Origin of the sequence: Bradyrhizobium sp. DOA9 (assembly GCF_000617845.2) — a bacterium.
Lineage (GTDB): Bacteria > Pseudomonadota > Alphaproteobacteria > Rhizobiales > Xanthobacteraceae > Bradyrhizobium.
In genome coordinates this window covers 3,494,744-3,517,515 of the sequence record NZ_DF820425.1, presented here as the reverse complement: position 1 = coordinate 3,517,515, position 22,772 = coordinate 3,494,744, and the positions used below count along the sequence as shown (strand labels likewise).

At 65.1% G+C, this 22,772-nt stretch carries 18 protein-coding genes; 7 read left to right on the top strand and 11 right to left on the bottom strand.

Annotation, left to right across the window (positions count from 1 at the left end; all coding sequences use genetic code 11):
- Window positions 1-36: 36 nt before the first annotated feature.
- The gene (locus tag BDOA9_RS16360; protein ID WP_025035028.1) at window positions 37-1,665 is read left to right on the top strand and encodes an inorganic phosphate transporter; all 1,629 of its coding nucleotides are present in this window, start codon (window positions 37-39) and stop codon (window positions 1,663-1,665) included.
- 179 nt (window positions 1,666-1,844) lie between these two features.
- Here the strand turns inward: BDOA9_RS16360 and BDOA9_RS16355 are convergent, their stop codons facing one another.
- On the bottom strand, window positions 1,845-3,017 hold the full coding sequence (locus BDOA9_RS16355; protein WP_025035027.1) for a M20 aminoacylase family protein: 1,173 nt from the start codon (window positions 3,015-3,017) through the stop codon (window positions 1,845-1,847).
- Between the two features lie 170 nt (window positions 3,018-3,187).
- Here BDOA9_RS16355 and BDOA9_RS16350 point away from each other — a divergent pair, with 170 nt between their 5' ends.
- Window positions 3,188-4,807: a GMC family oxidoreductase gene (locus BDOA9_RS16350; RefSeq protein ID WP_025035026.1), complete on the top strand. Its 1,620-nt coding sequence runs from the start codon at window positions 3,188-3,190 to the stop codon at window positions 4,805-4,807.
- A gap of 60 nt (window positions 4,808-4,867) precedes the next feature.
- Window positions 4,868-5,698, top strand: coding sequence for an alpha/beta fold hydrolase (locus BDOA9_RS16345; protein WP_445291811.1), 831 nt, complete (start codon window positions 4,868-4,870; stop codon window positions 5,696-5,698).
- Between the two features lie 41 nt (window positions 5,699-5,739).
- Here BDOA9_RS16345 and hpnO read toward each other — a convergent pair whose 3' ends face one another.
- Complete coding sequence (gene hpnO, locus BDOA9_RS16340) at window positions 5,740-7,131, bottom strand: aminobacteriohopanetriol synthase HpnO (protein WP_025035024.1); 1,392 nt, start codon at window positions 7,129-7,131, stop codon at window positions 5,740-5,742.
- A 140-nt stretch (window positions 7,132-7,271) separates the two neighbouring features.
- Between hpnO and BDOA9_RS16335 the strand changes: the two genes are divergently transcribed.
- The gene (locus BDOA9_RS16335) at window positions 7,272-7,919 is read left to right on the top strand and encodes a DUF2147 domain-containing protein (RefSeq protein ID WP_025035023.1); all 648 of its coding nucleotides are present in this window, start codon (window positions 7,272-7,274) and stop codon (window positions 7,917-7,919) included.
- Here BDOA9_RS16335 and BDOA9_RS16330 read toward each other — a convergent pair.
- The gene (locus tag BDOA9_RS16330; RefSeq protein WP_025035022.1) at window positions 7,887-10,475 is read right to left on the bottom strand and encodes an MMPL family transporter; all 2,589 of its coding nucleotides are present in this window, start codon (window positions 10,473-10,475) and stop codon (window positions 7,887-7,889) included. The genes BDOA9_RS16335 and BDOA9_RS16330 overlap by 33 nt on opposite strands.
- A 455-nt stretch (window positions 10,476-10,930) precedes the next feature.
- Here BDOA9_RS16330 and ispH point away from each other — a divergent pair, with 455 nt between their 5' ends.
- From ispH to BDOA9_RS16315, 3 genes are all read left to right on the top strand, one after another.
- Window positions 10,931-11,857: a 4-hydroxy-3-methylbut-2-enyl diphosphate reductase gene (gene ispH, locus BDOA9_RS16325; RefSeq protein WP_025035021.1), complete on the top strand. Its 927-nt coding sequence runs from the start codon at window positions 10,931-10,933 to the stop codon at window positions 11,855-11,857.
- A 36-nt stretch (window positions 11,858-11,893) separates the two neighbouring features.
- Window positions 11,894-13,054, top strand: a complete 1,161-nt coding sequence (gene hpnH / locus BDOA9_RS16320; protein WP_025035020.1) for an adenosyl-hopene transferase HpnH — start codon at window positions 11,894-11,896, stop codon at window positions 13,052-13,054.
- Window positions 13,055-13,675: 621 nt separating this feature from the next.
- Window positions 13,676-14,638 carry an IS110 family transposase gene (locus BDOA9_RS16315; RefSeq protein ID WP_152033316.1) on the top strand — a complete coding sequence of 321 codons (963 nt, stop codon included), beginning with the start codon at window positions 13,676-13,678 and terminating at the stop codon, window positions 14,636-14,638.
- A 974-nt stretch (window positions 14,639-15,612) separates the two neighbouring features.
- Here BDOA9_RS16315 and BDOA9_RS16310 read toward each other — a convergent pair.
- The 8 genes from BDOA9_RS16310 to BDOA9_RS16275 form a co-directional block, all read right to left on the bottom strand.
- Window positions 15,613-16,005 carry a type II toxin-antitoxin system VapC family toxin gene (locus BDOA9_RS16310; RefSeq protein ID WP_025035018.1) on the bottom strand — a complete coding sequence of 131 codons (393 nt, stop codon included), beginning with the start codon at window positions 16,003-16,005 and terminating at the stop codon, window positions 15,613-15,615.
- Complete coding sequence (locus tag BDOA9_RS16305) at window positions 15,992-16,267, bottom strand: AbrB/MazE/SpoVT family DNA-binding domain-containing protein (RefSeq protein ID WP_025035017.1); 276 nt, start codon at window positions 16,265-16,267, stop codon at window positions 15,992-15,994. The genes BDOA9_RS16310 and BDOA9_RS16305 overlap by 14 nt, the downstream gene beginning before the upstream one ends.
- A 165-nt stretch (window positions 16,268-16,432) precedes the next feature.
- Window positions 16,433-17,182: a phosphorylase gene (locus BDOA9_RS16300; protein WP_042336136.1), complete on the bottom strand. Its 750-nt coding sequence runs from the start codon at window positions 17,180-17,182 to the stop codon at window positions 16,433-16,435.
- Window positions 17,179-19,131: a squalene--hopene cyclase gene (gene shc, locus BDOA9_RS16295; protein ID WP_025035015.1), complete on the bottom strand. Its 1,953-nt coding sequence runs from the start codon at window positions 19,129-19,131 to the stop codon at window positions 17,179-17,181. The genes BDOA9_RS16300 and shc overlap by 4 nt, the downstream gene beginning before the upstream one ends.
- A gap of 79 nt (window positions 19,132-19,210) precedes the next feature.
- Entirely contained in the window at window positions 19,211-20,467 is a 1,257-nt protein-coding gene (hpnE, locus tag BDOA9_RS16290) for a hydroxysqualene dehydroxylase HpnE (RefSeq protein ID WP_025035014.1), read from the bottom strand.
- Window positions 20,467-21,306 carry a presqualene diphosphate synthase HpnD gene (hpnD, locus tag BDOA9_RS16285; RefSeq protein WP_025035013.1) on the bottom strand — a complete coding sequence of 280 codons (840 nt, stop codon included), beginning with the start codon at window positions 21,304-21,306 and terminating at the stop codon, window positions 20,467-20,469. The genes hpnE and hpnD overlap by 1 nt, the downstream gene beginning before the upstream one ends.
- Window positions 21,296-22,180, bottom strand: a complete 885-nt coding sequence (hpnC, locus tag BDOA9_RS16280; RefSeq protein WP_025035012.1) for a squalene synthase HpnC — start codon at window positions 22,178-22,180, stop codon at window positions 21,296-21,298. The genes hpnD and hpnC overlap by 11 nt, the downstream gene beginning before the upstream one ends.
- Before the next feature lie 191 nt (window positions 22,181-22,371).
- Entirely contained in the window at window positions 22,372-22,605 is a 234-nt protein-coding gene (locus BDOA9_RS16275) for a hypothetical protein (protein ID WP_025035011.1), read from the bottom strand.
- Between the last annotated feature and the right edge of the window lie 167 nt (window positions 22,606-22,772).

The window sequence follows — 22,772 nt, the reverse complement described above, 5'->3', positions numbered from 1 at the left end:
ACAATACCTTACCTGAAAGTTAAGGGGCGTCCCGACATGACCGATGTTGCATTCGACCGCGCGGTGGCAGATCCCGCGCCGATCCAGCCGGCCTCGCGGCCAAATCTCGACAAGGGGTTCAATCCGCTGGCGATGATCCTGTTCTTCGGCGTGCTCGCCGGGGGTCTGCTGTTCGTCGCCTACAGCATCTATGTCGACGTCAGCGCCACCGGCACCCGGGTGACGACCTACCTGCCCTACATCCTCTTGTTCGTCGCGCTTCTGATCGCCCTCGGCTTCGAGTTCGTCAATGGCTTCCACGACACCGCCAATGCGGTGGCGACCGTGATCTACACCCATTCGCTGCCAGCCGAAATGGCGGTGATGTGGTCGGGCTTCTTCAACTTCCTCGGCGTGCTGCTGTCCTCCGGCGCGGTCGCCTTCGGCATCGTCTCGCTGCTGCCGGTCGAGTTGATCCTCCAGGTCGGCTCCAGCGCCGGCTTTGCCATGGTGTTCGCGCTGCTGATCGCCGCGATCCTGTGGAACCTCGGCACCTGGTTCTTCGGCCTGCCCGCCTCTTCCTCGCACACGCTGATCGGTTCGATCATCGGCGTCGGCGTCGCCAACGCTGTCATGCGCGGCCGCGACGGCACCTCGGGCGTGGACTGGACCAAGGCGACCGAGATCGGCTACGCGCTGCTGCTGTCGCCGCTATTCGGCTTCATCTGCGCCGCCACGCTGTTGCTCCTGCTCAAGTTCATCGTCCGCAACCCGGCGCTCTATTCCGCGCCGGAAGGCAACAAGCCGCCGCCGCTGTGGATCCGCGGCCTCCTGATCGCGACCTGCACCGGCGTCAGCTTCGCGCACGGCTCGAACGACGGCCAGAAGGGCATGGGCCTGATCATGCTGATCCTGATCGGCACCGTGCCGACGGCCTACGCGCTCAACCGCGCGCTGCCGGAATCCCAGGTCGTCCAGTTCCAGAAGACCTCGGATGCCGCCGCCAGGGTGATCGCGGCGAAGGGCGCCGGCCACAGCATCATCGGCGATCCCCGCCCGGCCGTGACGCAATACATCACGCAGCGCCACATCAACGAGGGCACCTATCCCTCGCTCGCCGTGCTGGTGAAGGATATCGGCGATCAGGTCGCCAAATACGGCACGCTGAACAAGGTGCCGGCGGAAGCCGTCGGCAACACCCGCAACGACATGTACATGACCTCGGAAGCGATCCGCTTCCTGATGAAGGACAAGGAGAACGACCTCAACAAGGAGGAGATCGCCACCCTGAACGCCTACAAGGGCTCGCTCGACGCCGCCACCAAGTTCATCCCGACCTGGGTGAAGATCGCGGTCGCGATCGCGCTCGGCCTCGGCACCATGATCGGCTGGAAGCGCATCGTCATCACGGTCGGCGAGAAGATCGGCAAGAGCCATCTCACCTACGCGCAAGGCGCCTCGGCCGAGCTCGTGGCCGCCGGCACGATCGGCGCCGCCGACGTGTTCGGACTGCCGGTCTCGACCACGCATGTGCTGTCGTCGGGCGTTGCCGGCACCATGGCGGCGAACGGTTCGGGCCTGCAATGGTCGACCATCCGCAACCTGCTGATGGCCTGGGTGCTGACGCTGCCCTGCGCGATCATGCTGTCGGCCACGCTCTACGTGGTCTTCTCGCGGATGTTCTGAAGGTGCCGCTTCTCCCCCTCCCCAATCTTACGGGAAGAGGGCAATTGCTGTTGAACATTCAGCAGACGTCGTCATGCCCGGGCTTGTCCCGGGCATCCACGTCCTTTGTGCTGCGTGGAAAGGCGTGGATGGCCGGCACAAGCCCGGCCATGACGCTGCAAGCCGGCAAGGACGAAAAATTACGACGCCGCGAGCTGCTCCTCGACCAGCTTCACCCAGTAGGACGTGCCGTAGACGATCGCCTCGTCGTTGAAATTGTAGGCGGGGTGATGCAGGCCGGCGCTGTCGCCGTTGCCGCAGAAGATGAAGGCACCGGGCCGCGCCTCCAGCATGTAGGCGAAATCCTCGCCGCCCATCAGCGGCGCCATCTCGTGGACATGGGTCTCGCCCGCGACCTGCTTGGCAATGCGCGTCGCCACCTCGGTCTCCGCGGCGTGATTGTTCACGACAGGATAACCGCGCTTGTAGTGCAGATCGATCTTGGCACCGGTGATCTGGGCGACGCCCGCCACGACCTCATGGACGCGCTTCTCGACCAGCTTGCGCACCTCCGGCGTCAGCGTGCGGATCGTGCCTCTCAGCGTCGCGGTCTGCGGAATGACGTTGCGGGCGTTGCCGGCGTGGAATTCGCAGATCGAGATCACCGCCGATTCCAGCGGATCGACGCTGCGAGACACGATCGACTGCAAGGCCGTGATCAGCTGCGCACCCACGAGAACGGAATCGACGCATTTGTGCGGACGCGCGGCGTGGCCGCCGAGTCCCTCGATCATGATGTCGACCTCGTCGGTCGATGCCATGATCGGGCCCGGCCGGATCGCGAACGAGCCGACCGGGATGCCCGGGCCGTTGTGCATGCCGTAGACCTGATCGATGCCGAAGCGCTCCATCAGGCCGTCCTTGACCATGGCCGCGCCGCCGGCGCCGCCCTCCTCGGCGGGCTGGAAGATCACCACGGCATCGCCGGCAAAATTGCGCGTCTCGGCGAGATAGCGGGCCGCCCCGAGCAGCATCGCGGTGTGGCCGTCATGGCCGCAGGCGTGCATCTTGCCGGGAATCTTGGAGGCGTAAGGCAGCCTGGTCTGCTCCTCGACCGGCAGCGCGTCCATGTCGGCGCGCATGCCGATCGCCTTGAGCCCCTCGCCGGCCGGCTTGCTGCCCCTGATCACGCCGACGACGCCGGTCTGGCCGAGGCCGGTCACGACCTCATCGCAGCCGAACTCCCGCAACCGGTCCGCAACGAATGCTGCGGTGCGGTGCACGTCGTACAGCAACTCGGGGTGCTGATGGATGTCGCGCCGCCAGGCCTGGATATCGGGTTGAAGGTCGGCGACGCGGTTCACGATGGGCATGGAAGGTCTCAGGCTGGTTGAAAGTCCGGACTGTCTACCATGCAAGCGTCGGTCCACCCAACCGCCGGCAATTGGGGTCTAGCCCTGTTCACCCGGCATGGCGGGCTTGTCCCGATCGGCTGCGTCGGCCTATTAGACGAACGCAAAGAGATCATCCGGGTGGAAGCAGAATGCCGAGGCGGCTTGAAGGTGAGTTTGACTACATTGTCGTCGGAGCGGGCACGGCGGGCTGCATCGTCGCCAACCGGCTGTCGGCCGCCCCAAGCAACCGCGTTCTCATCCTTGAAGCCGGCGGCGACGACAATTGGATCTGGTTCCACATTCCGGTCGGCTATCTCTTCGCCATCGGCAATCCGCGTTCGGACTGGATGTTCAAGACCGAGGCCGAGCCCGGCCTGAACGGCCGTTCGCTGGCCTATCCGCGCGGCAAGGTGATCGGCGGCTGCTCGGCGATCAACGCCATGATCTCGATGCGCGGTCAGGCTGCCGACTACGATCACTGGCGCCAGCTGGGCCTGACCGGCTGGGGCTATGACGACGTGCTGCCGCTGTTCAAGCGCATCGAGGACCACTTCCTCGGCGCCAGCGAGCATCACGGCGCCGGCGGTGGCTGGCGCATCGAGGCACCGCGGCTGTCATGGGCCATTCTCGACGCGGTCGGTGACGCCGCCGAGGAGATGGGCATCAAGCGCATCCCGGATTTCAACACCGGCGACAACGAAGGCACGAGCTATTTCCACGTCAACCAGAAGCGCGGCCGGCGCTGGTCCTCGGCTCGCGGCTTCCTCAAGCCGGCACTGAACCGTCCGAACCTTCGGCTCGAGAAGCACGTGCTGGTCGACCGCCTCATCGTCGAGCAGGGCCGCGCCGTCGGCGTGCGCTTCATGCGGAACGGCGAGATCATCGAGGCGCGCGCGAAGCGCGAGGTGTTGCTCTCGGCAGGCTCGATCGGCTCGGTACAGGTGCTGCATCGCTCCGGCATCGGCCCTGCCGACTGGCTGTCGCCGCTCGGCATCGACATCGTCATGGACAAGCCCGGCGTCGGGCGGAATTTGCAGGACCATCTCCAGCAGCGCGCGATCTACAAGGTCGAGGGCGTGCGCACGCTGAACGAGACCTATTACAATCTGTTCCGCCGCGGCCTGATGGGGCTCGACTACGCCTTCCGCCGCCGCGGCCCGCTGACCATGGCGCCGTCGCAGCTCGGCATTTTCACGCGCTCCGACGCGACGCGGGCGCGCGCCAACATCCAGTTTCACGTGCAGCCGCTGTCGCTCGACAAGTTCGGCGATCCCCTGCACCGCTTCCCCGCGATCACGGTGAGCGCCTGCAATCTGCAACCGACCTCGCGCGGCAACGTGCGGCTTCGTTCGGCGAGCCCGGACGAGAAGCCGGTCATCGCGCCGAACTACCTGTCGACCGACGACGACCGCCAGGTCGCCGCCGACGCCATTCGCACCACGCGACGCCTGATGCAGCAGAAAGCGCTGGCCAAATATCGCCCCAGCGAATATCTGCCGGGGCCGACCGTCGGCGATGACGACGCCTCGCTGGCAAAGGCCGCCGGCGACATCGGCACCACCATCTTCCACCCCGTCGGCACCGCCAAGATGGGTACGGCAAACGATCCGATGGCGGTGGTGGATGAGCGCCTGCGCTTCTACGGCCTTGACGGCCTGCGCATCGTCGATGCCTCGATCATGCCGACGATCACGTCGGGCAACACCAACACGCCGACCGCGATGATCGCGGAGAAGGGCGCGGCCATGATCCTGGAGGATGCGAAGTAGTATCCAGCCATCATGATTGGTCATCGCTTTTCAATCGGTCCAGCCGACGCAGAGATCGTCATGCTGCAATGGGGCGAGAGCGGCAAGCCTGCCGCGCTGCTCGTGCACGGCACCGGTTTCGTCGCCGATGTATGGCACGAGGTCGCGCGCGAGCTCGCATCGACCTACACCGTCTATGCCCTTGACCGCCGCGGTCATGGCGCAAGCCACAAACCCGGCGCCTATCACTTCCTCGATTACGCTGACGACGTCTGCCGGGTGGTCGATACGCTCGATCTCCACGACATCTATGGAATCGGCCACAGCGCGGGCGCGACCGATCTCCTTCTTGCGGCGAAACTCCTGCCTGGTCGCTTCGCACGCCTGTTCGTGATGGAGCCGACCATCATGGACCCGCGCGCCGCGCGCTCCGGAACATTGAGCGAAGAATCGCTCGCCCGCGTGCAGGGCACGCTGCGCCGTCGAGCCGAGTTCGACAGTCCCGACGCGGTGTTCGAACGTTACCGCGCAGCACCGGCGTTTGCGGATTGGACCGAAACCTCGCTACGGGCGTATGTGCGCCACGGCTTCGCGCCGCTCGACGACGGCCGCATCCGGCTCTGCTGCACGCCCGAAATAGAAGCCGCGATCTTGCGTCCCATCTACGAGGCGATGGAGCAGGTTTACATTGGCGATGCCCGCGGCAATCCATTTGCCTCGCTCACCAAGCTCGACTGTCCGGTGTGCGTCACGACAGCGGCGAAGTCGGGCCCGATCTACAAGGAAATGGCGCAACGCGCTGTGTCGCTGATTCCGGACGTTGCCACGCTGGTTTTCGAGAATGCAGGGCACTGTGTCGCGCAGGAAGTGCCGGAGCAAGTGGTGGAAGCCGTGCGCGAGTTCGCGAAGTAAGTTTCGGCCGCGGACGAGGCGGCCTGGAGCGATTGGCCTTATTACGCCGACCGCCGCACCGCGTTGTCCACCAGCGTCTTGCCGAGCGACCAGATCGCACCGGGGACCTTGTGGCTGCCGGCGATGACGTCGTCGAAGGCGCGCTCGATCCAGCTGCAGTCTTCCTCGGTGATGGTGAGCGGCGGCAGCAGCTTGATGGTGTGGCTGCCGTGGCCGGCGACTTGCGTCAGGATCTTGTGATCCTTGAACAGCGGCACGGTGATGAGCTGGCAGAACAGGCCCTTGTTGGCGGTCTCCAGCACGTTCCAGGAGGCCCGCAGGCGCAGCGACTTCGGCGGGCCGAACTCGATGCCGATCATCAGGCCCTTGCCGCGGACTTCCTTGAGCAGCTCGTAGCCCGGCACCATGCGCGTCAGCGCGAGGCGCAGCTCGGCGCCGCGCTTGGCGGCCGCATCGATCAGCTTCTCCGATTCCATGACGTCGAGCGTCGCGATGCCCGCAGCCATCGCCAGGTCGTTCTTGGAGAAGGTGGAGCCGTGCACCACCGCGCGGTCCATCTGGTTGAAGATCTTGTCGAAGATGCTCTTGCGCGTCAGCACCGCGCCGACCGGCACGTGGCCGCCCGACAGCGACTTCGACAGCAGCACCATGTCGGGCTCGACGTTCCAGTGCTCGACCGCGAGGAAGCGGCCGGTGCGGCCCATGCCGGTCTGGATCTCGTCGGCGACGAACAGCGTGCCGTATTTCTTGCAGAGCGCGGCCGCGCCCGGCAGAAACTCGTCGGTGGGCATGTTGACGCCCTTGCCCTGGATCGGCTCGACGACGAAGGCGGCGACCTCGCGCGAGGCCAGCGCCTTTTCCAGCGCGGCCAGGTCGTTGAACGGGATCGGGGTGCAGCCCGGCAGCAGCGGCTCGAAGCCGGTGCGGAAGTTGGCGTCGCCAGTCAGCGACAGCGCACCATAGGTCAGCCCGTGATAGCCGTGCGCGCAATAGACGATGCCGGGACGCCCTGTCGCGCCACGCGCGAACTTGATCGCGGCCTCGACGCATTCGGCGCCGGAATTGGCGAAGAACGCCTTGTCGAGATAGGGAACGTATTTCAGCAGGCGCTCGGCCAGCACACCGGCCAGCGTCGAGACGTCGAATTGGACGAGGTTGGGCAGGTCGGCATCGAGCACGCTCTTGAGCGCCTCGCGCATGACGGGATGATTGCGTCCGATCGCGAACACGCCGAAGCCGGACAACAGGTCGAGATAGCGCGCGCCCTCGCGGTCGTAGAGGTACTGCCCCTGCCCCTTCTGGAAGCCGACATCGTAGCCGATGGTCTTGAGAACCCGAACGAACTGCTCGTTCAGATACCGGTTATGCAGGGTGCTGCGCTGGGCCTGACGGTCCGCGAATAGCTGAGACATGTCTGGATTTGGGCTGTGCATCCGCTACATACTTCGCTTGAGGGCCGTCTCGTCAACTGAAAACGGACCGTTACTGAAAACGGCTGTGCGGCCTTTTGCCCTTTTTCGGACCATCTTCGCAAGCACAGCTTTAGACCATGTTGCACTGCCAAGGAACACACATGCGTTTGGCCCTTTACACCGGACTAATACTGGCTGGCGGTTACGCCGGCCTGACGCCCGCACTTGCCGTGGATCCGACCGGCGACTGGCGGGTCGCCGACGGCGTTGCCAACATTCGCGTCGCCCAATGCTATGGCAGCGTGTGGGGCGCGGTCTCCTGGGAAAAGCAGCCCGGCGGACGCGACGAGAACAACCCGGACGTCTCGAAAAAGAACAGGCCGACGCTCGGCATGGCAACCCTGATCGACATGAAGAAGAAGCCCGGCGTCGATCAGTGGGAAGGACAGGTCTACAACGCCAAGGACGGCCAGCTCTACAGCGCGACCATCACGCCGGCCGGTCCCGACCAGCTCGAGATCAAGGGCTGCGTCATGGGCTTTCTCTGCGGCGGCGAAACCTGGACCCGAGTCGGCCCGCCGATCCCCTCGAGCCCTGCCAACGCCATGGCCAAGGGCGCGGCGAAATCCAGCGGCGCTGCGCCGAAGCCCCAAGGGGCCCAGGCGGCCCAAGCCCCGAGCGGCACCACCGCGCCTGCGCCCGCAGCTCCCAAGGCCGCCAGCACAGCGAAACCCGGTCAGAAGGGCGCCGCCGCCGACCCGGTCGGCGACATCTGCCTACTCCCTGAGATTGCGGGGTTTGCCCATTAGGGCCGGCTGGAACAGCAGCACGGCGGCGAGCGTCGTCACCAGCGAGAGCGCCAGCAGCTTGCCCATGCTGGACGTTCCGGGATGGCTCGACAGCCACAGGCTGCCGAACGCGGTCGCCGTCGTCAGCGCGCTGAAAAAGATCGCGCGTGTCAGGCTGGTCTGGAGCAGGTTCGTCCTGCCCGAGCGCCATGCCACGACATAATAGATCTTGAAGGCGACGCCGACGCCGAGCAGCAGCGGAAACGCGACGATGTTGGCGAAGTTGAGCGGCAGGCCGATCAACACGCAGATCTCGAGCGTCACCGCGCCGGCAACCAGAAGCGGCACCAGCGTCATCAGCACGTCGACGAAGCGGCGAAGCGTGATCCACAGCAGGAGCCCGATCACCAGCAGCGCATAGATGCCGGCGTGGATGAACGCCTTCACGACGGTGTCGCCGGATTTCAGGATCGAGACCGGACCGCCGATCGCAGTCGGCTCGGCCTGGAGCACCGCCGCCGCGAATTTGCGCAGAGTATCGTTGTCGTTGGGATCGCCCTTGGGCAACGCCTCGACGCGGATGATGCCGTCCTTGCTCTTCCAGGCGCTGACGAGATCGGGCGGCAGCGAGCTCAGGGTGACGGGACCCGCCTGCATCGCGTTCCTGAGCTGGTCGAACACGATCTTCAATGGCGCGACGAACACGTCTTGCGCCTTGTTGCGCGTGGCCTCGTCGCCGTTTGCGAGCTTCTCGAGCGCGTCGGCAAGACGGCGCGAGGCGACAGCGCCCGGACCCTTCGCCTCGCCCGCCGTCCGGCGCAGATTGTCGACCGACGATTTCAGCGATTCGACATTCTCCTGGTCCGTCGGCGCCGCGTCGATCTGATCGGGGTTGAGCGCGGGATTGAGCACCTTGGCGCCCTGCGCGATGAGCTTCAGCTTCGGCGCCTGGTCCTGCGGCACAAAGCTGTTGAGCGACATCACCCTGAGCACCTCCGGCACCTTCTCCAGCTTCGCCTCGATCTGCCTTGCCTGCTCCTCGGACGTGGTCATCACGTTGATGGCATTTGCACCCGTGTTGGGGTCCTTGCGCAGATCGAGGAAGGTCGCGATCGATTCGGCCTTCGGGTTGCGCAGGTTCATCGGGTTGAAGTCGAACTTCATGAAATAGAGCAACGGCAGGCCGCCGAGCGCCAGCAGCAGCGTGCCGCCGACGATCAGCACGCGATGCTTCTCGAGAAAGTGGTCGAGCGGCGCCAGGAAGGCGTAGCCGACGGGCTCCGGCTCGCCGGGCGGGTTCAGAAGCTTGAGCAGCGCCGGCAGAACGGTGATCGACGAGATGAACGCCACCAGCATGCCGACGCCGGCGATCTGTCCGAGCTCGGCGATGCCCTGGTAATCGGTCGGCATGAAGCAGAGGAAGCCCGCGGCCGTCGCCATTGCCGCCAGCGACAGCGGCACCGCCGAGCGCTTCGCGGCCAGCACCAGCGCGCCCGCGAGGTCGTCGTGCTTGTATCGCTCGGAGCGATAACGGACGCTGTACTGGATGCCGAAATCGACGCCGAGGCCGACGAACAGCACCGCGAATGCGATCGACAGCAGGTTGAACGACCCGACCATCATCAGGCCGGCGGCTGTCGTGATCGCAAGACCGACGAAGAGATTGACGAACACCGCGAAGATGATCTTCGACGAATGCAGCGCGAGCCACAGGATGACCAGCACGACGAGAATCGTGCCGACGGCGTTGACGACCGCGCCCTCCTGAACGGTCGCGTATTCCTCGTTGGCGATCGGCACCGGGCCGGTCAGTCGCACCCGCGCCTGATATTTGCCGGCAAAATCCAGATCCGCCGCGGCTTTCCGGATGGCGTCGGTCGCATCCTTGCCCGGCTCCAGCGCGTTGTAGTCGAGGATCGGCTTGAACTCGATGAAGGTGCGCTTGTCGGAGTCCTTGAGCGGCTCGTCGCCGACGAGCTCGCGCCAGGAGAAGCTGGCGTTGCCCTTGTTGAGCACGGTCTCGACCGTCTGCGCGATCAGGTTGAAGGGGCGCTCGGTGTTGTCGAGCTTGACCTGGCCGCGCTTGACCCCGGCAAGGCCCGTCTCCAGCGCCCCGGTGAGACCGCGGATCGAGGGATCGCCGGCCATGATCTCGATCAGGGGCGCTGCGGATTCGAACTGGCCGGTGGCCTTGGCGACCTCCTCGGTCGGCAGGAACAACAGGCCGTTCTTCTCGAAGAACTCGCCGCTGCCGAGCTGCTGCATGGAGTGGAAGTTGGTCTTGTCGTCCTTCAGCCTGGCATAGAGTGCGTCCGCCGCAGCGCTCGCCATTTCCGGTGTGCGGGCCTCGACCACAGCGAGAATCGTTTCGTTCTGATCGAACGCCTTGTCGAATTGCTGGTCACGCTTCCGCCAGTCCAGATTCTGGGCAATCAGCGAGTTGATGTCGGTGTTGATGGCGAAGTGGCGCGCAGCGTAATAGCCCGCCCCCACCGAGAGCAGGAGCCCGACTACGACGACGAGGGAGGCAAACCGGGTGCAGGCCCTGACGATGGCAACGACGACGCTTTGCAGCACTTCTTTTCTTTCTGCGGTTAACAGCTTGCCGGAAACGCCCGCTGTTTATCGGAGTTCCCGGGCGAAACCTATTGCTGTTTTGGGTGGTTCTCGCCGCCAGAAGGTTCGAGTAAACGGCGGGAGACCGTGGCAAAATCATGCGGGCGGCCGGTATAGCCGTTGAGTTGAGGCGGGAAAGTGACGAAGGACTATGCAGCAATGTCGCGCATGCAGGCAGACCGCAACCCCTACTAAAATACCTTAGAGGCGCCTGTTTCTTCGGTTCCACCTTTCGCTCCCGCCGATTTTTTGACACAAAGTATTGCGCCTCCATGCGCCGGAACTCCCCGCAGGGGTGGGTAGCTACCTCAGGCGCGAACCAATGGTGCGGATATTGCAACTCATTGGTCAGTATCGGAGTGCCGCTTGGGGACTTTGCGAGAGCGGATTGGTGCAACTTGCGTGATGGGCGTCCCATGGAAGTTTATCTGGCGCAACCGCGCGGCTTCTGCGCGGGCGTGGTGCGTGCAATCGAGATCGTGGAACGGGCGCTGGAGAAGTACGGCCCGCCCGTCTACGTGCGCCATGAGATCGTGCATAACAAATACGTGGTCGAGAGCCTGAAGAACAAGGGTGCGATCTTCGTGGAGGAGCTGTCCGAAGTTCCACCGAAGGCGGTGACGGTGTTCAGCGCCCACGGCGTCGCCCGCAGCGTGGAGGAAGAGGCCGCCGCGCGCGACCTTCCGGTGCTCAATGCCACCTGCCCGCTGGTCACGAAGGTTCACAATCAGGGGAAGCGCTACATCGGCAGGGGCCGCACCCTGATCCTGATCGGCCATGCCGGCCACCCCGAGGTCGAGGGCACCATGGGCCAGGTCCCGGGGCCGGTGCAGCTTGTCCAAAGCGTTGAAGAGGTTAACGCCCTGACCCTGCCGGCGGATACGCCAGTGGCCTACATCACCCAGACCACCCTGTCGGTCGACGACACCAAGGACATCATCGCGGCCCTTCAAGCCCGCTTTACAGACATTCAAGGTCCGGATATCCGGGATATCTGCTATGCGACACAGAACCGCCAATCTGCGGTAAGGGACTTGAGCAAGCTGGTCGACGTGATCTTGGTGGTGGGCGCTGCCAACAGCTCGAACTCGAACCGGCTCCGCGAAATCGGCACTGAGGCCGGCGTCGTGAGTTATTTGATTGCCGACGGCAGCGAGCTCAATCCGGAGTGGTTGAAGGATGCCAGGACCGTCGGCGTCACGGCCGGCGCCTCGGCGCCCGAGGTACTCGTGGATGACGTGATCGAAGCGATGCGGCGGATCGGACCGGTGAAGGTCTCGGTGTTGCCGGGCCGCGAGGAAAACATCGAATTCCGGCTTCCGGCCCAACTGGCCGCGAGCTGACCCACCCGAATTGAAAAGCCCAGAAAGAAACCTGTAATGGCCATCCCGTTCTTCAAGGAAATGCGTATCGGCGGCTATTTGCTCAAGCAGAAACTGCTTGGCCGCAAGCGCTATCCGCTCGTGCTGATGCTGGAGCCGCTGTTCCGCTGCAACCTCGCCTGCGTCGGCTGCGGCAAGATCGATTATCCCGATGCGATCCTCAACCGCCGCATGACCGCGCAGGAGTGCTGGGACGCGGCCGACGAGTGCGGCGCGCCGATGGTCGCGATTCCCGGCGGCGAGCCGCTGATCCACAAGGAGATCGGTGAGATCGTGCGCGGCCTCGTTGAGCGCAAGAAGTTCGTCTCGCTCTGCACCAACGCGCTGCTGCTCGAGAAGAAGCTCGATCTGTTCGAGCCCTCGCCCTATCTGTTCTTCTCGGTGCATCTCGACGGCCTGCGCGACCACCACGACAAGGCAGTCTCGCAGAAGGGCGTGTTCGACCGCGCGGTCTCGGCGATCAAGGCGGCCAAGGCGCGCGGCTTCACCGTCAACGTCAACGCCACCATCTTCGACGGCCACCCGGCCGAGGAGATCGCGAAGTTCTTGGACCTCACCACCGAGCTCGGTGTCGGCGTCTCGATGTCCCCGGGCTACGCCTATGAGCGCGCGCCCGACCAGGAGCACTTCCTCAACCGCACCAAGACCAAGAAGCTGTTCCGCGACGTCTTTGCGCTTGGCAAGGGCAAGAAGTGGAATTTCATGCATTCCGGCCTGTTCCTGGACTTCCTCGCCGGCAACCAGGAATACGAGTGCACGCCGTGGGGCATGCCCGCGCGCAACATCTTCGGCTGGCAGAAGCCCTGCTACCTGCTCGGTGAGGGCTACGCCAAAACCTTCAAGGAGCTGATGGAGACCACCGACTGGGATTCCTACGGCACCGGCAAGTACGAGAAGTGTGCCGACTGCATGGCCCATTGCGGCTACGAGCCCACGGCCGCGACCGCAGCGCTCAACAACCCGCTGAAGGCGATGTGGGTGGCACTGCGCGGCGTGCGGACGAGCGGCCCGATGGCGCCGGAGATCGACCTCACCAAGCAGCGCCCGGCGCAGTACATCTTCTCGGAGCAGGTCCAGAAGAAGCTCTCCGAGATCCGCAAGGACGAAGCCGCCGCCGCGCAGGCGAAGGCCGCCCAGAAGGCTTCGACGGCGGCGTAAGCACACGCAATCAACCCTCACGACGAAGGCCCGGCCGCGATCGCGACCGGGCCTTTTCTTTTGCGCAAGCTTCGTGGGGCTTGGAGCCAGCTGTTGACCCCAGCGTCATTGCGAGCGCAGCGAAGCAATCCAGAATCTATCCGCGGAGACAGTCTGGATTGCTTCGCTGCGCTCGCAATGACGGAGTGTGCGGCACCAGCTTGCAGTTAACATGCGCACTCTTGCCTGCAGACATACCTGCGCGTTCTCGCGGCTTGTTTCGCCCGAGCTTTGCTGTTCGTTCACGCCCATGAAAGACCAGAGGGCGCAGGGAAGGCCGGGCGCCGGCGGCACCCGCAATCCGTATGCACAGAAATGCACACGGAGTGGATCACAGGCGAGCCGGTCGCCCGGCCTTCCCTGCGCGGATGGTTTTAACGTGTCCTTCGTGATCTTGTGTCCGCAAAATCTGCCAGAATGCGCGAACGGGCGGTTCTCACCAACCGCCCGTCGCTAGATCTGAGCCCGTTCGTGCTCAAAGGCCTGGGAGCCTGACGGGGAGCTAGGGACAGATCCGGTGTGTCTTCCTCAACCCGAACAGTTGCATGGGCTTCGAGCCCGGACGAGCAAGGAAGGGAGTGGATGATGGCACAAAACGATCGCATTGTCGTCGGTATCGATGTGGCCAAGGGCAAGGTGGATGCATGCATCCGCCCGTTGTCGCAACGGCAAACGTTCCCGAGCACCGCAGCGGGGCACCGCCAACTGGTGGCCTGGCTGCGCAAGCACAAAGTAGCCAAGGCGGTGATGGAGGCATCCGGCGGCTATGAGCGGGACTGGGCCAGGGTGCTGCGTCAGGCTGGCATCGAGGTGCGGATTGTCGATCCCAAGCGCGTGCGCAGCTTCGCCCGATCGGCCGGACGGCTCGCCAAGAACGATACGATCGACGCGGAGATGATCGCCTGGTTCGCCGAGACGTTCGACGAAGTATTGGACCAGATCCACGATGCCGCACGCGACGAGCTGGCGACACTAGTCAAAGCGCGCAAAGCCCTGGTTGATCTGAGGATCCGCCTGCAAAGCCAGAACGAACATGCGGTGCCGGGAGCGGTTCAGAAAGCCCACGCTCGCGTCTTGAAGGGCCTCGACATCGAGACGGCCAAGATCGAGGACGCCATCACCGCCACGATCAAGGCCACACCGGCATTTGCCAAACGCGCCGAGATCATCGAGAGCGTGCCGGGTCTCGGCGATGTGGCCTCTGCGGTCCTCCTTGCGGGCCTCCCAGAGCTCGGGACAGTGCGCGAGGAGGTCGCTGCCGCGTTGTTGGGAGCCGCTCCTTATGACGACGACAGCGGCAAACGGCGTGGTGAGCGCCACATCAAGGGCGGTCGGCGCTGGGTCCGCAACGCCCTCTACATGCCCTGTATCGGCGCAGCCACCCAGAGCAACCCGGTGCTCAAGGCCTACTATGAAAGGCTGATCGCCAAGGGAAAGCTGAAGAAGGTTGCAGTGATTGCCTGCATGCGCAAGCTGATCGTCATTCTCAACACGATGATTGCACGCGGCGAGAAATGGGATCCCGCCCGCTATGCGTTGCGGTGAACTGATCGAGCGCGCCTCCATGCGCTCGGTCCCGGACCGAGCGCATGCCAAGCCGACAGACCGGCGAGCGGACGGGGTCAAGGCCGTCAGCCGCCGAAGGCGGGGGCGCGTCTTCGCGCCAGCCTTGAGGCCGGCTGATCGGCGGTCTATTTCAGCACAGTTGCTCCTCGGGGAGCGATGCACTGTTGCCCCCGTCGCGTTGCGGCTGATCGATGCGCGCCCGGTCGGGCCGCCGCACCACCGCATTGCTTGACGCCAGCCTTCGGGCGTCAGGACCACACGACTTCTCCGTCCGCGGACGGCCCGGCCTCAGCGCCCGGAGCTTATGTGCGCGCCCCTGACCATTGACCAAACCGCTGTGACCGCGCCGGTCGTCCCGCGTCGCGCCTGACTCAACGGTCGCCCGTCCCTGTCATCGCCTTCCGCGCCGGCGCTACCGCGTCCACCGCACCCCGACCCGCATCTCGTGACGATCGCGAAGCGCCCCTCTGGGAGGGCCGGGATGAGCGTCCTATGCCATAAATCCGAAATTCTGAAAAGAAGAATATTTTCGCGCAGAGGGGTTGACGGAGGTGCAGGTGTTTTGCCCGACGGGTCATTTTGACCAGCCGCCTGCCGCGGCTCTCGTCGTCATTCCGGGGCGATTCGCCTGGTTCGACTTCAAGGTGTATGTTCGCTCAAGCGTTTACAGGAGGCTGCCCTGCCCTACGTCGCCAAGGTCTTCAAGGTCGGTAACTTCCAGTTCGTCCGATTGCCGGTGCAGTTCATTTCTCGTGCGATGCGATCGAGGTGGCGCGGCAAGGCGACGCCGTCCTTCTACGCCCCCAGCGGAGCGCCGCCGGACCGTGGACATCGCTTCCAGCAGCCGTTGCGCGCGGCTTCAGCCCGAATAGCCGACCCTCTTGCTGAACTTGTTCGTGCTGCGACCGCCGCTCGATTAATTGCGCGGACGATCAGTCGGACGAACGCCGCGATCACCGCGCTTCCCGGACCCCCTCACAGCCCGCCACTTTCGCAGCTTTGATGAGCTTGCGATCGAACGTGACGAAAGCCTCGCAATGTCCGGATCTCGCCAGATGCAGCGCATCGGCGAAATCCATTCCTCTCTCGGCAAGGTCGAGCGCCGCCGCGATCGTCGTGCCGTCCTCGACGGTGACGGTCGGAAGTCCGGCGAAGGCACGTAGCGCGTGCACCACGTCGGCGGCCCGATAGCCGTACGCGCTTCGCAGCACCCATTCGACTTCGAGGAGCACCGTGATGGGGACGAAGACGCTTTCGGCGTCAATCAAGCCGCGGGCACGCCGGGATTGACTGACGTGATCCCCGGTCAGGTAGCGGACGATGAGGTTGGTATCAATCGCGATCATGCCGCCGCCTGGCTTCGGCCAGCACGCTCGCGTCCATCTCTTCGAGCGTTTTCGGCTTGCCTCGATAAGCCAAGATACCGAACACCTCTTTCGGACGCGTCGCCGCGAAGGCCGGCGCCGGCTTCAACAGGACGCCCTCCGGTGTCTCCTCGACGGTGAGCCGCGTTCCTGCCTTCCATTCCCGCGCCTTGCGAATAGCGCTCGGCAGGATGACCTGTCCCTTAGTGGAAACGACGGTGGTAAGCTTGTCCGTGCCGGCCATTGCCTGGACCTTCCCGAGGTAAGACGAATGTAAGATAAGCTCACACGGGCTTACATTCAAGCGAGCAGATGCACGCCACTCGCCGTGACGGTAGTCGCGCAGCTCAAAACAAAAGGCCCAGTCGCACGACCGGGCCTTTCCTCTTGCGTACTGGAACGACCCCGCTCAGGCCGCCTTCGACACCAGCGCCTCGCTCTCGACGAACTCCGTCCCGATCAAATAATCCCGGCAGCCGCGCAGGCTCCGCAGCGCGCGGTTGAAGTCGATGCCGGTCGAGACCAGGGCATGCAGCGTTGCCGGATTGCGCGCGATGCCGCGCAGCACGGCTCCGAGGTCGATCTGGCCGTTGGGCTTGATCGCGGCGCGGGCGAGCGCCGGCAGCGCGCGGTGGGCGGGATCGCTGATGACGCGGACGGCGGCGAAGGGCAGCCCGGCTTCAGTGGCGTAGGCGGCCGCGATGTGGCTTTCCATGTCGACGGCGGCGGCTCCCGTCTCCGAGTGCAGCGCCGCCTTGCAGGAGCGCTTGGTGACCACTTCCTCGGCGCCGGCGAGACTGCCGCGCACGACGCGGCGGCGGCCGGAGGTCAGGCGCTCGATCAGGTCGTCGCCGAGCGACAGGCCGGCGGCCCAGCGGGCGTCGCCAGCGAGCACTTCGGTTGCCAGCACGACGTCGCCGGAGCGCAAGCTCGGGTCGAGCCCGCCGGCCACGCCGAACGAGATCACGCCGCGAATCGTCTCGGGGTCCACCACCGTCAGAAGCGCCCGCAACTGGGTCGGGCTGCTGGATGAACAGATGACCGCCATTCCAGGCCCGGCCGCGATGCGGGCCTCCTGAACCAATCCGGTCACGATCAGTATCGGCCGCGGGTCGATGGCCTGACCCACGGTAACATAGTCCCCCGTCCCCAAAGTCACATTCCGACCCCTACCACCCTGCTGTTGGTGTTCCGCAAGTTCCGATACCGCGCCAACGCCCACAACGGAAAGAACTTCGGGTAACCATGATAACGTAGATAGAACACGCGGGGGAAGCCTGTGGCGGTGTACCGCTGCTCGTCCCACAGTCCTTTTTCGTTCTGTGTTGCAATCAGGTACTCCACCCCGCGGGCGACGGCCGGGTGATCAACCTCGCCTGCCGCCATCAGGGCAAGCAAGGCCCATGCCGTTTGCGAGGCGGTCGAGGGGGCGGCTTCCCAGCCCTTGTAGTCGAGCCGGTAGCTGACGGCGTCCTCGCCCCAGCCGCCGTCCTCGTTCTGGATCGAAGCCAGCCAGTCCGCCGCCTTGCGGATCATGGGATCCTCGTGGTCGACGCCGGCCATGTTGAGCGCGCACAGCACCGACCAGGTTCCATAGATGAAGTTCATGCCCCAGCGGCCGTACCAGGACCCCTCGGGGTGCTGGGTCTTGCGCAAATAGGCGACCCCGGCGGCCACGTGCCTGCTGCTCTTCGCGGTCTCGCCGAGCTGGGCCAGCATCGAGATGCAGCGCGCGGTGACATCCTCGGTCGGCGGATCGAGCAGCGCGCCGTGGTCCGAGAACGGGATGTTGTTCAGGTAATATTCGAGATTGTTGACGTCGAAGGCGGCCCAGCCGCCGTCGTCGCTCTGCATGCCCTCGATCCATTCCCGGCCGCGGGCGATCGCCTCGTCATAGCCGGTCGCACCGTGCTCCCGGCGCATACGGTCCATCGACATCACGACGACCGCGGTGTCGTCGAGATCGGGGTAATGCGCGTTGTTGTACTGGAAGGCCCAGCCGCCCGGGCGGACGTCAGGCCGCTTCACCGCCCAGTCGCCCTTCACCGCGAGCTCCTGCCTCGGGATCAGCCAGTCGAGGCCCTGCTTGGCCGCCGGCACCGCCTTGTCGCCGCCGGCTTCCAGCAGCGCATGCGCGGTCAGCGTCGTGTCCCAGACCGGCGAGACGCAGGGCTGGCAATAGGCCTCGTCGTCCTTGATGACGAGCAACTTGTCGATGCCCCGGCGCGTCGTCGCGCGCGGCGGATAATTCTCGTCCTTGCCGAGCGCGTCGTACATCATGACGATGTTGGCCATGGGCGGATAGATCGCGCCCATGCCGTCCTCGCCGTTGAGCCGCTCCTCGGTGAAGGCGAGCGCGGCGTCGATCGCGCGCTTGCGCAGGCTCTTCGGAAACAGCGGCTCGATCACGCGCAGGATCGCATCGAGCGACCGGAACAGCAGGAACCAGGCCATGCTCTGGTGCGGCGCCTTGGCCGTCATGCCGATCGAGCGCGGGTCCTGCAGGAACAATTCGTCGATGCCGACGCCCTTCGGATTCCTCGCGCGCGGCTTCAGCGCGGCGATCACCATCAGCGGCACCATGGTGGTGCGCGCCCAGTAGGAGATCTTGTTGAGATGGAACGGCGACCAGAACGGCAGCAGCACGATCTCGATCGGCAGCACCGGCACCGCGCGCCAGGTCACGACGCCGAAGGTTGCGAGCAGGAAGCGGGTGAAAACGTTGCTGTTGATCGCGCCGCCGCGGGCGTGGATCGCCTCGCGCGCGCGCACCATGTGCGGCGCGTCGACGGAATCGCCGATCATCTTCAGCGCGAAATACGCCTTCACGCTGGCGCTCATGTCGAACTCGCCGTCATGCACCAGCGGCCAGCCGCCATGGGCGCCCTGGATGCGGCGCAGATAGTTGCCGATCTTGGCCTCGAGCACGGCGTCGACCGGCTCGGCGAGGTAGTGGCGCAGCAGGATGTACTCGGCCGGAATCGTGCAGTCGGCCTCGAGCTCGAACACCCAATGGCCGTCGGCTTGCTGGAAGCCGACGAGGCCATGGGTCGCCGATGCAATGCTCGATTCCAAAGCTTCGCGGCTGGTCGCGGTCACGGAATCCATGTCGCTCGATTGCTCCGATAGTCGATTGAAAGTTGACCGGGACATTTGCCCGTCGGGCCGCCTTTCAGGATGCTTTTAGTCAAGAGCCCTGGGCGGCCAGAACCAGATCGGCGGCGCGGTCACCCGACCGGACCGATCCTTCGATGGTTGCTGGCAATCCCGTAGCAGTCCAGTCCCCGGCGAGGAACAGGTTTTTCAGCGCGGTGACCGGCCCCGGACGCAGGGCATTCTGGGCCGGCGTCGCCGCAAAGGTGGCGCGGCGCTCGCGCACGATCTGCCAAGGAGGCAGCTCGCCCGAAACACCGCCCGCCTCGCAGACCTCGTTCCAGATCGTCTGCGCCAGTTCCTCGCGCGGCATGTCGACGAGACGGTCGCCGTTGCTGATGGTCACCGAGAGCCGGTTCGGGAACGCGAACAGCCATTCCACGACGCCGCCGATCACGCCGAGGATCGGCGCCGAGCCGGGCGGCGGCCCAAAGCGGAAATGCGCGTTGACGATGGCGCGGAATTCGGTCGGCGTCTTCAGGCCCGGCAGCAGGCTGGAAGCCGCGCGCGGCGGCACCGCCATCACCACGACATCGCCCGCGCCGAGCTGGATCACATCCTCGCCGCCGAAATTCAGCGCGGTCACCTTGCCGTCGGTGCTGACGAACGAGCGCAGCTCATGGCCGAGCTGAACGCTGTGGCCACGTTCCTGCAGAAACGTCACGGCGGGCTCGATCAGCACCGCGCTGAGGCCATCGCGCGCGATCAGCGGACGGCAGGCCTGCCCGCCCGCAAGCAGCGTCTCGCGCACGATCGCACCGGCGAGCCCGGCCGAGCCTTCGGGCGGATCGACGTTGAGAGCTGCCAGCAGCAGCGGCTGCACCAGGCGCTGATAGAGGATGCCCTCGGTCGGTATGGACTTGCCGACCAGCGTGTTCTCCGACGCCCAGATCAGCGGCGCCAGCTTGAGATAATCGGAAAGGCCGGTGTCGGGCACGCGGCGGCTTTCGTCGAGCACCCAGGTCGGCCACCGGCCGTCGCCGAGATCGATCTGCCAGCGCTGCCCGGTCTTGATGTCGACGAACGGAAATTGAGCGCGTTCCGGGCCGACGAGGCCCGCCTCGGTGCCGATCGCGCGCGCATAGGCCCGCGCATGGCTGTTGCCCGACAGCAGCAGATGATTGCCGTTGTCGATGGTGAGGTTGGTCGCGCCGTCGAAATAGGACCGGCAGCGGCCGCCGGCCTGGTGCGTCGCCTCGTGCACGGCGAGCTTGAAGCCGGCATTGGCGAGCCGCACGGCGGCGGAGAGGCCGGAAATTCCAGCACCGATGATGTGAGCTGTGTTTTGCATCAGATGAAAGCGTAACGGAGCAGGATCAAGATGCGCGTGATCTTCGACACACGCACCGGCTCGCGCGGCGCGGCGAAGCCGCGCGCGATCAGGAGGTCCAGAATGGAATGATAATATTTCGACATGATCCGCGGCGCCCGCACGGCGCGGCGCCTGTTGCGGTTCATGATCTCGTCCGATTTCTCGAAATGCACCTTTGCGCGCTGCGCCAGCGGCAGGCAGACCTTCGGCAGCGCGCGCTCGGCGATCACGCGGTTCGGATCGTTGGAGGTGATGCCGGCATGCAGCAGCGCCTCGCGCGGCAGATAGAGCCGGCCGAGGCCTGCGTCCTCGTCGATGTCGCGCAGGATGTTGGTGAGCTGCAGCGCGCGGCCGAGATGGTGCGCGAGCAGGACGCCGTCTTCCTCGGGCATGCCGAACACGCGCACCGACAGCCGTCCCACGGCGCTGGCGACGCGATCGCAATACAGATCCAGCGTCGCCATGTCGGGCGCGCGGATGTCCTGCGGCACGTCCATCTCCATGCCGTCGACGATGGCGAGGAAATCCTCGCGCTTGAGCCCGAAGGTCTTCACCGAGGCGACGTAGTCCTTCAGCCGCGGCGGCGGATGGCCCTGATAGAGCGCGTCGATGTCGTTGCGCCATTCCTGAAGTGCGGCGAGCCGCTCCTCGCGCGGGCCGTCGGAATCGGCGATGTCGTCGACCTGGCGGCAGAAGCTGTAGATCTGGAACATCGCTTCGCGCTGGTCGCGCGGCAGGATGCGCATCGCGGCATAGAACGAGCTGCCGGATGCGGTCGAGCCGTAATTGGCGCCGGGCGTGGTCGCCTCAAGCGTCATGGGCAGTCCCCGGTCTGGAAATGGCCTTGCGACCAACCGCACGGCGGCCGACCTCGCCGATGATCCCGGCGAGGCTGAAAGCGAGCAGCTCGAACTTGTTCAGATGCACGCGCTCGCGCAAGGGATCGCGTACCTTGAGCAGGCGCACGATGCGATCGGCATAGGCCTGGATGACGGAGACGTCGACGCCGAGACGGAAATCCCGGATCTCGGCGGCGAGCGACCTGCCCTCCTCGAGCAGCGCCTCGTTGCGCGCGGCGAGCGACTGCAGGCAGGCCAGCATCGCCGGCGGCGATTGCGCGAGGCCGAGCTGCTCGACCGAGGCGCCGTGTGCTGCCAGCGCATCGCGCGGCAGATAGACGCGGTCGAGCTCGCGATAATCCTTGCCGCAATCCTGCAGGTGATTGTTGATCTGAAGGCCCGCGCAGAGCGCGTCCGAGGCGGCCCAGGTCGAAGTGCTCTCGCCGTGAACGTCGAGCATGAAGCGGCCGACCGGCATCGCCGAATAGCGGCAATAATGGATGACCTCGTCCCAGGTCTCGTAGCGCAGCTTGGTCACGTCCATGCGGAAGGCGATCAGCACGTCGAGCGCGTGACGCGGCGCCATGCCGCGCTCGGCCAGCGCGCGTCGGAGGCTCACGGCCTCGGGCTGGGTGTCGCCCTTGCCGAGCAGCTCGGCCTCGAGCAGGTCGAGATAGCTAAGCTTCTGGTCGGCGGGCAGCGTGGCGTGGTCGGCGATGTCGTCGGCGGTACGGACGAAATTGTAATAGGCCAGGATCAGGGCGCGATGACGCGGATGAATGATCCAGGACGCGACGGGAAAATTCTCGTCGCGGTCACCCTTGCCGGATCGCAATTCGCTCGCAGAGGTCATCGAGGGCTGGTTTACAATCGTTTGGACAGGAAGGGCTTTTTGGCTCGCGCGGGCTCATGCCGGCGATGCCGCCGCGGCCCCCATATAGGGGAATACGGCCGCAAAACCAATCCTGTCCGTCGATGGTTGCCCCTTCGGATTGCGTCCGGAAAAGCGGCCGAGGGCCGCCTTTGGGGGGCCAATGGCCGAGTTTACTGATTGTGGTTCTTCAGGACCTGGTCGCAGGCCTGCGAGATCTTGGCCCGGTTCTCCTTGAGGCAGGCCAGGATGGTGAAATCGCCCTGGTCGATGACCGGACGGCAGAACTTCTGCACATCGCGGGTGCAGGCCTTCTGCTCGGCGTCCGTGCCACGCCCTTGTTGGGCGAACGCCGCCGTCGAAAGGGAGGCCGACAGCAGGGTGAGAGCGACGAGAAGATTACGCATTGTATTCCTTCATTCTGACGGCAGAATCGCACCGATCCCGGACTGCACAGGGCGGACGGCCGGAACGGATTGTTCTGATGGCAAGTCGCCGCGGGGTAGCGGCCTCAGAGAAGGCACAAGCACTGGCAAATGCGGCCAAATTGGCGCCGCACCCGCCCGATCAGGTC

Bases quoted from the DNA above. Each gene is read 5' to 3' on its own strand.
- ispH (WP_025035021.1), top strand. From the start codon at position 10,931: ATGGAAGTTTATCTGGCGCAACCGCGCGGCTTCTGCGCGGGCGTGGTG.
- shc (WP_025035015.1), bottom strand. From the start codon at position 19,131: ATGGATTCCGTGACCGCGACCAGCCGCGAAGCTTTGGAATCGAGCATT.
- hpnO (WP_025035024.1), bottom strand. From the start codon at position 7,131: ATGCACAGCCCAAATCCAGACATGTCTCAGCTATTCGCGGACCGTCAG.
- BDOA9_RS16355 (WP_025035027.1), bottom strand. From the start codon at position 3,017: ATGCCCATCGTGAACCGCGTCGCCGACCTTCAACCCGATATCCAGGCC.
- hpnC (WP_025035012.1), bottom strand. From the start codon at position 22,180: ATGACCTCTGCGAGCGAATTGCGATCCGGCAAGGGTGACCGCGACGAG.
- BDOA9_RS16310 (WP_025035018.1), bottom strand. From the start codon at position 16,005: ATGATCGCGATTGATACCAACCTCATCGTCCGCTACCTGACCGGGGAT.
- hpnH (WP_025035020.1), top strand. From the start codon at position 11,894: ATGGCCATCCCGTTCTTCAAGGAAATGCGTATCGGCGGCTATTTGCTC.
- BDOA9_RS16350 (WP_025035026.1), top strand. From the start codon at position 3,188: ATGCCGAGGCGGCTTGAAGGTGAGTTTGACTACATTGTCGTCGGAGCG.
- BDOA9_RS16275 (WP_025035011.1), bottom strand. From the start codon at position 22,605: ATGCGTAATCTTCTCGTCGCTCTCACCCTGCTGTCGGCCTCCCTTTCG.
- BDOA9_RS16305 (WP_025035017.1), bottom strand. From the start codon at position 16,267: ATGGCCGGCACGGACAAGCTTACCACCGTCGTTTCCACTAAGGGACAG.
- BDOA9_RS16345 (WP_445291811.1), top strand. From the start codon at position 4,868: ATGCTGCAATGGGGCGAGAGCGGCAAGCCTGCCGCGCTGCTCGTGCAC.
- BDOA9_RS16335 (WP_025035023.1), top strand. From the start codon at position 7,272: ATGCGTTTGGCCCTTTACACCGGACTAATACTGGCTGGCGGTTACGCC.
- BDOA9_RS16360 (WP_025035028.1), top strand. From the start codon at position 37: ATGACCGATGTTGCATTCGACCGCGCGGTGGCAGATCCCGCGCCGATC.
- hpnE (WP_025035014.1), bottom strand. From the start codon at position 20,467: ATGCAAAACACAGCTCACATCATCGGTGCTGGAATTTCCGGCCTCTCC.
- BDOA9_RS16315 (WP_152033316.1), top strand. From the start codon at position 13,676: ATGATGGCACAAAACGATCGCATTGTCGTCGGTATCGATGTGGCCAAG.
- hpnD (WP_025035013.1), bottom strand. From the start codon at position 21,306: ATGACGCTTGAGGCGACCACGCCCGGCGCCAATTACGGCTCGACCGCA.